The following is a 4,007-nucleotide window of genomic DNA, read 5'->3' as shown; positions in this document are numbered from 1 at the left end:
ACTCGACGTGCTTGGCGTTGAGGTCGCCCCACCAGGCCCGTGCCTGGGACGTCGCGAAGTCGGGGAAGGCGGTGTTGCCCGGCCACACCTGCCCGATGTAGGTGTCGCCGCCCTCGGTGCGGCAGAAGACGTCCTTGGCCAGGCCGTCGTCGTAGACCTCGTAGCCCGGGTCGTGCTTGACGCCCGGGTCGACGATCGAGATGGTGCGGAAGCCCTGGTTGGCCAGGCCCTTGAGCATCCCCGCCGGGTCGGGGTAGCGGTCCGAGTCCCACGTGAAGACCCGGTAGCCGTCCATGTAGTCGATGTCGAGCCAGATGGCGTCGCACGGGAACTCGTCGTCGCGGTAGCGCTTGGCGATGACCTCGATGTCCTGCTGCTTGTAGGCGTGCCACCGGCAGTGGTGGTAGCCGAGGGCCCAGATCGGCGGCAGCGACGCCCGACCGGTCAGCCAGGTGTAGCGCTCGAGGATGCTCGCCATCGACGGCCCGGCGAAGACGTACTCGGTCCACTGGCCGCCGTGGAAGGAGATGCGGTACTCGTCGTCGGCGCTGAACTCGTAGGAGCCGCGGTAGCCGTTGTCGACGAAGGATCCGGCGGCCGCGCCCGTGTCGGCGTCGCGCGTGTAGAAGAACGGGATGCTGACGTAGTACGGGTCGAACTCGGTGCTCGTCATGTCGGCGCGCGGGTCGTCCGGGTCGAGCCCGGCGCGGAACTCGGCGGTCGAGTGGCCGTTGAGGACGTCGGTGTTCCACAGCGTGAAGTCGCGGCCGCGCCGGTTGTGCCGGCCGCCCTTCTCGCCGAGGCCGTAGATCGCGTCGTCGCGGCCGATCCGGCGCCGGATCGTCCAGGCGTCGTTGAGCGTCGCGTAGGTCCAGTAGCTGCCGTCCGCGTCGGGCGCCGACTCGAGGACGACCGACCCGTCGGTGCGGTGCACGTCGACCCGGAACGGGTCGAGCCACAGCGTCACGACCAGCTCGTCCGTGGTGAGCTTCCAGGCACCCTCCGACTCCTGCGCCTGCCAGGCCACCCCCTCGCCACCGTCAGGGCCGAGCGGGTCGACGCACACGGCATACGTCGGCTGCTCCTCGAACGCTCCCCCGCGGCTCAGCTGGAGGCGCACGACGTCGGGACGCACGGGCTCCGCCCGCAGCAGCTCGCCGTGCAGGCGCGCGAGCAGGCCGCGCTCGGTCTGCTCGACGGAGTCGACGTGCTCGAAACGGATGAAGTGGTCGGTCCTCATGCGCCCAGCCTGTCAAAGACGGGAACCGCTGACGACCTCCCGTCCGTCCGGCAGACGCGCTTTGATGGGGGCATGACGCAGCAGCCGGACCCGCCGACCACCGCAGCGCAGCCGTGCACCGTCGTCCCGGGCGACGCCCTGAGCCCGGCGGACCCGACGCCGGGGATGACCCGCCAGGTGGCGCTGCAGACCGAGACGATGTGGTCGGGCACCGTCGACACCGAGGCGGGCGCGGTCTCCGGCTGGCACCACCACGGCGACCACGACACCACGCTGTACGTCGTCTCGGGGCGGATGCGCCTCGAGTCCGGGCCGGGCGGCGCGGTCGTGGCCGAGGCCGGGCCCGGCGACTTCCTCCGGGTGCCGGCGGGCGCGGTGCACCGCGAGTCGAACCCCGGCGACGGCACCTCCCGCGCCGTCATCGTCCGCTGCGGCTCCGGCACCCCGACGGTCAACGTCGACGGCCCGGCGCCGGCCGACGCGGACTGAGGCAGGGGCCCCGTGCGATCGTCGATCACGGTCACCGGCGACGCCGACCCGACGCTGGCCTGGAGCCGGTACGAGCACCTCGTGCTCTGGCCGACGTGGTCGCCGCAGATCTCCGACGTCATCGCGGCCACGCCCTCCCTGTCCACGGGACTGACCGGCCTCGTCGTCGGACCGCTCGGCGTGCGAGTGCCGTTCGAGGTGCTCGGCGTCGACGCCGAGGCCATGGAGTGGCGCTGGCGCGTGCAGTACGGGCCGGCGCACGCCATCCTCGAGCACACCGTCCGGGCCGCACCGGGTGGCTGCTCGACGTGCCTCGTCATCGACGGGCCGGCGTTCGTCGTGCTCGGCTACCGGCCGCTGGCCCAGCTGGCGCTGCGACGACTCGTGCGCCGGGACCTCTGACCGGCGGCCGCGTCAGTTGGAGGTGCCCTCGAGCACGCTGTCGATCGCGTGGTCCTCGAGCGCCTCGGCGCAGCGCTCGACGACGGCCAGCACCGCCGGGTCCGGGGCGAGCGCCACGAGGTCGTCCGCCGGCCCGTCGAACTGCAGCGGTCGGACGGCTGCGGCCAGCAGCATCGGCACCGGGTCGGCGAGGGGTGGCCGGAGCGTGACGTCCTCACGTGTGAGGAGGCCGAGGTAGACCGGCTCGAGCCCGGTAGCCGCCTCCGGCGTGCGCACGACGAGCAGGTGCAGGTCGTCGACCGCCACGGCCACGCTGATCACCCGGCGGACGGTGCCGAGCGCGAACGACGCGATCGCCTTGAGGTACAGCGCGTTTCGCTCCACCGGCGTGCGTCGGCGCAGCATCCCCCGGCCGTTGGCGGAGGCGCCGGGACCGCGCTCGGCGACGAGGTCGGGGCCGGGGTAGCGGGCCACGACCGTGACGTAGCTCCGCGAGGTGTCCGGGTCCCACCCGGCGTCGACGCAGGTGCAGCAGCTCTCGGCCGCCGCAAACTCCGCGTCGAGCTCCGCGATGACGGCGCACCGCTCGTGGTCGGCGAGCGCGTGCCACTGGTCGTCCAGGACGGCCACCCGGTGCTGCGCGATCAGGGAGTGGGCGACGTCGAGCGTCCGGACGAAGTGGTCCGCCTCGGTCTCGGCCAGGGCCCTGGCCTTCGAGCGAGCCGCGCGCTTGAAGACGGAGATCGGCGGCTGCGCGGCGCGAAGCGCCTTGCGCTCCAGCATCTCGCGCTCCTTGGCGGGCAGCGCCGTCGGTGCCGGCGAGTCGGGTCGGCGCCGCAGCGGGTGGTTCTGCAGGTGCAGCGACGTCAGGGCCTCCTCGACCGACTGCAGCGCGTGGACGTCGTCGGTCTCCTGGGCTGTTCGCGCCCGGCGCTCCAGGTCGACCAGCTGCGCCGCCGCACCCCTTCCCTCCTTGCCGTCGCCCGCCGCCGTCGGACGCGCGCCGACGCCGGTGGCGCTCGGCCCCTCGACGAGGACGGCGCGCAGGCCGGACGTCGACGAGCGGAGTCGCACCTCGGGCGCGACCCTCAGCGGGAGGTCCATGTCAGGCTTCCACCCGGCCGGCCGAGGAGAGCAGCCCGTCGAGCGCCCACTCGGCGCCCTCCGTCCCGTCATCGGGCTCGGCGTTGGGCTCGGCGTTGGTCTCGCTCTCCGCGCCGTCTGTCTCGGCCGCAGCCACGGACTGCGGAGCACCCGAGGCAGCGCGAGCGCGCAGGCTGGCCAGCCAGCTCCCCCGGTCGGTGCCGTATGCGGTGCCGGCAGTCGCCGCCCCCGGCTCGCTCGCCGGCTCCCCGACGGTCCAGAACGTCCAGCCGCGCGGCGGAGTGGGCCAGCTGGGGTCGGGCATCCAGTCGTCGTGGGGAGCCCAGGACTCTGAGGGCACGGGCCATCCCGGAGGAGCGTTGAACCGAACCGCCATGTCTGACACCCCGATCGACCGTGCGCCCGCAGCCGGCCTGGAGCGCGACTGACGCGTCACAACCTAGGCCCCACAGTCGGCCAAAGTGACCGAAATGGACAAATCGGCTCTCCTCGAACTCAGGGACCACTCCGGGCCTGCTCGGGGTCGACCCCGATGGGCACCACCCTCCAGCGCCGGGAGGCTGGAGCCATGACGACCAGCACCCTGTCCCCGGCTCGGCACGCGGACCCCACCTCGACCGCAGTGGTTCCCTCGGTCGCAGCCGCGCCGACGAGCACCGCGCCGACGAGCACCGCGCCGACGAGCACTGTGCCGAGGAGCAGCGCGCCGGCCACGGCGTCGGGGGTCCTCGACCGGGCGCCACTGCTCGCGCTGCTCGCGCCGCTGGTGCTT

Annotated in this window: 6 protein-coding genes; 2 read left to right on the top strand and 4 right to left on the bottom strand. The window is 73.2% G+C overall.

The genetic code is table 11. The features are described 5' to 3' along the window. Positions 1-1,240 (bottom strand): TIM-barrel domain-containing protein (locus ABD194_RS20560; RefSeq protein WP_343994995.1); only part of this gene is annotated, 1,240 nt, incomplete at its 3' end. A gap of 72 nt (positions 1,241-1,312) precedes the next feature. On the opposite strand from ABD194_RS20560, the gene ABD194_RS20555 reads away from it, so the two are divergent. Continuing rightward, a complete protein-coding gene (locus ABD194_RS20555; protein ID WP_343994993.1) occupies positions 1,313-1,729 on the top strand; it encodes a cupin domain-containing protein in 417 nt (138 codons plus the stop codon). A gap of 12 nt (positions 1,730-1,741) precedes the next feature. Beyond that, entirely contained in the window at positions 1,742-2,131 is a 390-nt protein-coding gene (locus tag ABD194_RS20550) for an SRPBCC family protein (RefSeq protein WP_343994991.1), read from the top strand. A 12-nt stretch (positions 2,132-2,143) separates the two neighbouring features. Here ABD194_RS20550 and ABD194_RS20545 read toward each other — a convergent pair whose 3' ends face one another. From ABD194_RS20545 to ABD194_RS20535, 3 genes are all read right to left on the bottom strand, one after another. Next, positions 2,144-3,235, bottom strand: a complete 1,092-nt coding sequence (locus ABD194_RS20545; RefSeq protein ID WP_343994988.1) for a hypothetical protein — start codon at positions 3,233-3,235, stop codon at positions 2,144-2,146. A 1-nt stretch (position 3,236) separates the two neighbouring features. After that, positions 3,237-3,575: a hypothetical protein gene (locus ABD194_RS20540; RefSeq protein ID WP_343994986.1), complete on the bottom strand. Its 339-nt coding sequence runs from the start codon at positions 3,573-3,575 to the stop codon at positions 3,237-3,239. Positions 3,576-3,730: 155 nt separating this feature from the next. Then, the coding region (locus ABD194_RS20535; protein ID WP_343994984.1) for a hypothetical protein at positions 3,731-4,007 on the bottom strand (277 nt) is incomplete at its 5' end.

This window comes from Terrabacter terrae, from assembly GCF_039529575.1.
Classification (GTDB): Bacteria; Actinomycetota; Actinomycetes; order Actinomycetales; family Dermatophilaceae; genus Terrabacter; species Terrabacter terrae.
The sequence above is the reverse complement of the archived record's forward strand: the minus strand, read 5'-3'. Positions and strand labels throughout refer to the sequence as shown.

Bases quoted from the DNA above. Each gene is read 5' to 3' on its own strand.
- ABD194_RS20555 (WP_343994993.1), top strand. From the start codon at position 1,313: ATGACGCAGCAGCCGGACCCGCCGACCACCGCAGCGCAGCCGTGCACC.
- ABD194_RS20545 (WP_343994988.1), bottom strand. From the start codon at position 3,235: ATGGACCTCCCGCTGAGGGTCGCGCCCGAGGTGCGACTCCGCTCGTCG.